Source organism: Coleofasciculaceae cyanobacterium (assembly GCA_036703275.1).
In the GTDB taxonomy this organism is placed as follows: Bacteria; Cyanobacteriota; Cyanobacteriia; order Cyanobacteriales; family Xenococcaceae; genus Waterburya.
In genome coordinates, this window is the sequence record DATNPK010000091.1 from 1 (window position 1) to 5,386 (window position 5,386).

Consider the following 5,386-nt stretch of genomic DNA (forward strand, 5'->3'; position numbering starts at 1 on the left):
GTTGAATTAGAATTATTTGTAATTAGCTAGTCTTGGCTTAATTAGTAGTAATTTAGCAGTAATAAAGTACAAAATAATTTCTGGCGAATAAATAAGTGAGATTAAGTACAGTTAAGGTAATAGTGTCTGCTTGGCGTTACAGGCGTGTGAGTAGCAAGTGATACTGAGCCACGAACTTAACATAAGACCCTGAAAGCGATCGCCAAAAAGCAAAATAATCAAAGTTAATCAGGAGCTAATTTAGCAAAAGAAGAAACACGAGTTTTGGCTAAAGGAACACCTTTCGCTCCCTCGCAAACAGACGAATCACATTTATCGCCGTTGCCGTCAGGATGTGTTGTAGATGAACTTTGTCCAAACCCACATAACGACATTTGCGTAAACCAAAACCACGAACACCTTGAGAAATTGTTCCTTCAACTCCAGCACGTTGATTGTACTGTTTTGACCATGTTTTTGTTTCTTGTCGTTTTCTTCTTCTATTTATCGCAAGATGTTCTTCTTTATGGCGTAGAGTAAGTTATCGTGGTTTATTTTTTGAATGAGTACATAAGTGACGAAATTTGCACTCTCGACAAGCCTTACGGGGAAATTTTAGTCTGATTACTTTATTTCCCCATTGATCTAGGAGAGGAGTCCATTTTTTTGTGCTTTTGACTCCAACTGGACAAGTAATTTGTTGATCTTTCCAGTTGATTTTAAATTTACTAAGATCGTAAGCTTCAGGATTTTTAGACTGCCAGCTCACATTGTCACGAACTGGTCCAAGAAGTTCGATTACATGCTCTCGTTTACTTTCCACCAACAAAGAACCATCTATATAACCAGCATCAACTATGTGCTGTTTGGGTAATAATTCTTTTTCAGCTAAAGATTGATGAATCGATTCTGTTCAAACTACAGAAGCAGATTTAGCTGATGTAGTTTGAACATTGGTAATTAGATGAATTTGATTTTTCTCACAAGTTTCAGTGAGATGTACTTTGTAGCCTAACCAAGTGGTATGTCGCTTATTACCATAGCGGGCTTCAGTATCATAAGGAGAATTACTTCTTATTCCTGCTGGGGTAAGTCTTGATGACTGCGCCAATGAAGTTGAGTGTTATCAATCCAATATTGAGGTACCCAAGCAATTGTCAGAGTTTCTATACCTGGAATCTCCTTTAGCCATTGAGGTGTAGTCGGCTCATCATAAATAGCCTCTAAAATTTTCATCCCATCTCGTCCAATGGTTTCTGCATATTTGTTACGAGCTTCTGTCTTTCGTGGTAAACAAGATTCTCCAACTGGTTTACTATAACGGTCGAACCAATCTTTGTTAACTACATTTGATAGCCAATCTGGAACAACCACTGCTAAGACATTTAAGGCAGAGCGTAATGATTTCCCCAACATATTCAAGTCGATTAAGATTACGAATTGCTGCCAAGATATGAGTTGAATCAGTTCGAGCTTTTTCTCTGGATTTGATTAGCTTGAGTTGTTAGCAGCGTTCTAAAAGCTTATCCAGTAGCTGCTTTTCTTTCTCCCCTTTCAACAATCGAGAACGAAATAAACTTAAAACTGAAGAATCAAAACTAGAGTCAGTCAATTTTAGTCCTAAAGCATATTTCCAGTCGATACGGGCGGCTACTGCTTCTACCGCCCCTGTGTCAGATAAATTAGCCATATACTGCATTACACAGATCAAAGCCAAACTCCCAGGACGTAATGCTGGCTGACCTTCATCTGAATAGAGTTCGGCAAAATCCTCATCATCATAAAATGCACTCAATTCATCTCTAAGACTCATGTAAAGATTCCCCTTGGTCAAAGCTTTGTGTGCTATTTCTTTGGTGAGAAGTGGAATGGGTTTAATTGATTGATGATGTAGAACCATAGCAATTGACTCCCTTGAACTTTTGTTCTGCTTTATAAGCTCAATTCAAGTCATTTTGGCTGATTGAATTTTTCTAATTGGCGATCGCTTTCAGGGTTTTATGTTAAGTTCGTGGCTCAGTATCAGCAAGTGTACAGAAAATTATAACGACTTTTCAATGGTTTGAGAGGTCTAATTCTCAGAAAGTTTAATTGGTACACCAAATAATTTCTCTTAACGGGGGTTATTGTACAGTTGCTACTCGACCCCCCTGATCTGCGTTTGGCTTGAGCTTCAGTAGTTCTCATCGAAATTAATTCTCGTTCGATTTCTGCTGCCAAACCCAGCACTGTAGCTGTAATCCGACTGGGCATAGAATCATCCAATACCATTCGCTCTTTAGCAATGTGAACCAAGAGTCCTCGCTGCATACAGCATTCAAGAATCTCTAGTACCTGTAGGGTAGAACGAGCCATGCGACTGATTCCAGCAAAGATCATCATATCCCCTGACTGCGAGGTTTTGGTCAGCAGCTTTCCTAATTCCCGCTTGCGCCATCTTTTTTGACCCGATACTGAATCGGCAACAAATTCTAGATGACCCAGGCTTTTTTGGTTGGCGTATTCAAGAATCCCATGACGTTGATTATCAACATCCTGTTGATTGGTGGAAACTCTCAAATAGGCATATATGACCACAATTTACAATGTTGTTTGAGAAAACAGCTAATCAAGTTAAATCAAACGGTTTTAGGTTTAATTAAACCATAACTTTGGTGCATAAATGTTTGGCAAAAAGGAACATATAATTCAAACATTTATCAGTCATCGTTATTGACACAAGCCAGATACCATGGCTAAAAAGAGATACGGCTTGTTTTCAAATAATGTGGGTCGAGAATTATAATTTCAGTTTAGTTTCAGTTAATCTGGTCTCAGTTTTAGATAATGTGGGTCGAAGCAAAATTATAGTTTCATTTAATGTGGGCTGAAAACACCGATGATTTCGGGTCGAGGTGATTATAATTTCAGGTCGCTACACCTAGCAGTATCTCTAATACCGCTACCATCGTAAGCCAATTCGGTAATTTTTCGTTTGACTTGTGGCTGATAACCATGATTGGTGTAATTTAGTATAAAAGTGCAACGAGGACATTCGTTGTTACGACAGAGATAACGTTGCTTTCCTTGAGATGATTTGCCATTGCTTACTACATCTGTCGAGTGGCAACCAGGACACTTGACGGCAATCCAAACTGTCATCTAATTATAATTTCCAACTTGCTTGATTCATAGAATAACTAATAGCTACTTCTACTTCAGATTCCACTGTTTTGCTCGAGCGACATCTTTATTACACTACCCGGACAATAAGTTGAGCCAGCTAGAATTACAGACCGACATCATGCGCATTAGTCGAAACCACAAAGTCATCGAAGTGAGCATTGACTTGTTGCTGGGGCCACCATTCGCCACCGTTACCACCGTGGAAAGTGCTGAAATATGCTGTATCAATACCTTGACCGTTATTAAGTCTTAGACCGTCCATTTCTAACACCTGTTCGTTGTCCATCCAAACATCCATCTCACCATTGGACTGACCAGCATCATTAACCTGAACACGCTGAACCATGTTATGCCATTTACCAGGCTCAAAATACTTGTCTTGTCCGTCCGCTCCTTTAAGTAAGATGTCTTCGCCGTAAGTTCCAGGCTGATCCATGTGGTACAGATACACAGTAGCTTGACCACCTTCGCGCCACATATATCTAGAAGTAAAACCGTTCTCTCCGTTAGGCTTTGTTCCTCCAGAAGCAAGATCGCCTTCGCCTAGTCCGGGTAGTTTACCGCCACTAAACTTGTCGCCGTCAAAATCAAAACCTTTGTCGAACTTAAGCCAGTAGGAAAGATAATATTCTTTCTGTTCGGGAATTAACCATTGAGCCCCAGCATTAGACTGTTCATTATTCGGATAGTCCATTTTGAGGGAGTTGTTACCAGAGTGAGCTTCTTCACTAGAGATATGAGCAAACTTGTCCATCTGAATAGACCAGTCAACGTTCCAATCTTTACTTTGAGCTGCGTTACTATACACGGTGCCTGGGAGATGATTTTCAAATCCGACGGAAATAGCGTCTTGACTTAGTTGGGGTGCGGGTGCAGGTGCAGGTGCTCCTAAGGGTTCGCTAATGACCGACCCCATCAAATTCGTAAATTCGGGAATAATTGCATCTTTACCCTGATCGTCAATAATCAAGATGGCTTTGACGGTTTCTCCTGGTTCTAGACTTTGCCCGTTGCCTTGTCCGCTGAGCGTATAGTTGCCACTGCCGTTATCGACTAAATCTACGCCAGAAGCTCCTCTAATACTGTAGTCCGCCAGGTCAAAGTTTAACTTCCAGTCTTGAGCTATGACATCTGAGCTTAAGTCTACTTCGAGCTTGTATCCTCCTTTCCAGTCTTCTACTACGTAAGTATCTGTCAAAAGGTTTGAATTGGAGATTTTAGTGATAGCCATAGTACTTTAAGTGAGGTAATTGTTTTCTTAATTACCTTTATAAAAGCTTTATCTTGCCTTTACAGTGACTTCACAAGTCTTGGAGCGGACTTTAGGATCACACGGGTTAAGTGAGATAAAAGTTGTCTAATGAGTTAAAGCCATTGGCGATAAACCAAGCGCAATACGACTGATTGCCGTAGCAACTTCGTTACTATATATCTCCAGAGGTATGGGACTGTATTATCAAGAATACAAAAACATCGGCAGTCTTACATTAGCGCAGCGTAATCGCACTGCACGACAAAATGTTAATTATAGTCAAACCAATAACAAGGACTTGAAAGAGGTCACTTTAGACATTTAGGATTTCTAGCAGTAGTCAATGCTCCAAAGTCCAATAGAGTTAAATTCCAATGTCCCACTTGCGATTGGGGTGTCAATTATTTCGGCTGCGTTCTGGAGAATTAAAGAGCGAGATTTAACCCTTGCTGCTTCAATACCGAAGAAACGTTCCAAAATACGGGCAACGTTAGTATCTAGTACTGCTGCTGGCTGTCCGTATGCCTAAGAAAGTATTGCCCTGGCTGTATATTTGCCGATGCCTGAGAGCTTTAGTAATTCTGTTTCTTTTTGGGGTACTTTGCCTTTATGCTTCTTCATAATAATCTGGGCTGTTTGAGATAATCTTTCGGCTCTAAAAAATAGTCCTAATGGTTGTAACAGTTTGGCGATGTCTTTTACATCAGCGATCGTTAGTCGATTTAAAGTCGGATAGTTTACTAAAAAATCTGGTAGTCCTAAAGGTGTAAGGAAGCATTGTAGTAATGTATAAAATACCAAATAGCCCCGCTCTGATTTTCCATCTTTTTGGAGAATGATCAAGTTTTTCGGACTAATCGAGAAACTCTTGGGCGTAAAGTGCAATTGAACCTTTCAAGATCATTAGTTTTGCCTGTTTCTTTCCCGAACGCTCGATGGCGTTTTGAAGGAATGACTGTTTTGTAAGCGTACCAGAAGTCACGCTTGGCA

At 40.1% G+C, this 5,386-nt stretch carries 9 protein-coding genes and 1 pseudogene; 1 reads left to right on the forward strand and 9 read right to left on the reverse strand.

From position 1 onward, the window contains the following. Nucleotides 1-224: 224 nt before the first annotated feature. The 7 genes from V6C71_17930 to V6C71_17960 all read right to left on the reverse strand — a co-directional run bounded on the left by V6C71_17930 (nucleotide 225) and on the right by V6C71_17960 (nucleotide 4,375). The gene (locus tag V6C71_17930; protein HEY9770342.1) at nucleotides 225-374 is read right to left on the reverse strand and encodes a hypothetical protein; all 150 of its coding nucleotides are present in this window, start codon (nucleotides 372-374) and stop codon (nucleotides 225-227) included. 518 nt (nucleotides 375-892) lie between these two features. Further along, nucleotides 893-1,090 carry a hypothetical protein gene (locus V6C71_17935; GenBank protein HEY9770343.1) on the reverse strand — a complete coding sequence of 66 codons (198 nt, stop codon included), beginning with the start codon at nucleotides 1,088-1,090 and terminating at the stop codon, nucleotides 893-895. Beyond that, nucleotides 1,054-1,395 (reverse strand): hypothetical protein, encoded by a 342-nt coding sequence (locus tag V6C71_17940; GenBank protein HEY9770344.1) that lies wholly within the window; start codon nucleotides 1,393-1,395, stop codon nucleotides 1,054-1,056. The genes V6C71_17935 and V6C71_17940 overlap by 37 nt, the downstream gene beginning before the upstream one ends. 88 nt (nucleotides 1,396-1,483) lie before the next feature. Next, a complete protein-coding gene (locus tag V6C71_17945) occupies nucleotides 1,484-1,879 on the reverse strand; it encodes a transposase (protein HEY9770345.1) in 396 nt (131 codons plus the stop codon). A gap of 122 nt (nucleotides 1,880-2,001) precedes the next feature. Beyond that, the gene (locus V6C71_17950) at nucleotides 2,002-2,556 is read right to left on the reverse strand and encodes a recombinase family protein (GenBank protein ID HEY9770346.1); all 555 of its coding nucleotides are present in this window, start codon (nucleotides 2,554-2,556) and stop codon (nucleotides 2,002-2,004) included. A 321-nt stretch (nucleotides 2,557-2,877) separates the two neighbouring features. Then, entirely contained in the window at nucleotides 2,878-3,120 is a 243-nt protein-coding gene (locus V6C71_17955) for an IS1 family transposase (GenBank protein HEY9770347.1), read from the reverse strand. A 127-nt stretch (nucleotides 3,121-3,247) separates the two neighbouring features. Next, nucleotides 3,248-4,375 (reverse strand): hypothetical protein, encoded by a 1,128-nt coding sequence (locus V6C71_17960; GenBank protein ID HEY9770348.1) that lies wholly within the window; start codon nucleotides 4,373-4,375, stop codon nucleotides 3,248-3,250. A gap of 364 nt (nucleotides 4,376-4,739) precedes the next feature. On the opposite strand from V6C71_17960, the gene V6C71_17965 reads away from it, so the two are divergent. Continuing rightward, nucleotides 4,740-4,925, forward strand: coding sequence for a hypothetical protein (locus tag V6C71_17965; protein HEY9770349.1), 186 nt, complete (start codon nucleotides 4,740-4,742; stop codon nucleotides 4,923-4,925). Here the strand turns inward: V6C71_17965 and V6C71_17970 are convergent. Both V6C71_17970 and V6C71_17975 read right to left on the reverse strand, forming a co-directional pair. Continuing rightward, entirely contained in the window at nucleotides 4,922-5,233 is a 312-nt protein-coding gene (locus V6C71_17970) for a hypothetical protein (protein HEY9770350.1), read from the reverse strand. The two genes, V6C71_17965 and V6C71_17970, sit on opposite strands and share 4 nt — an antisense overlap. After that, a pseudogene (locus tag V6C71_17975) lies at nucleotides 5,155-5,386 on the reverse strand (IS1 family transposase). The gene V6C71_17970 and the pseudogene V6C71_17975 overlap by 79 nt, the downstream one beginning before the upstream one ends.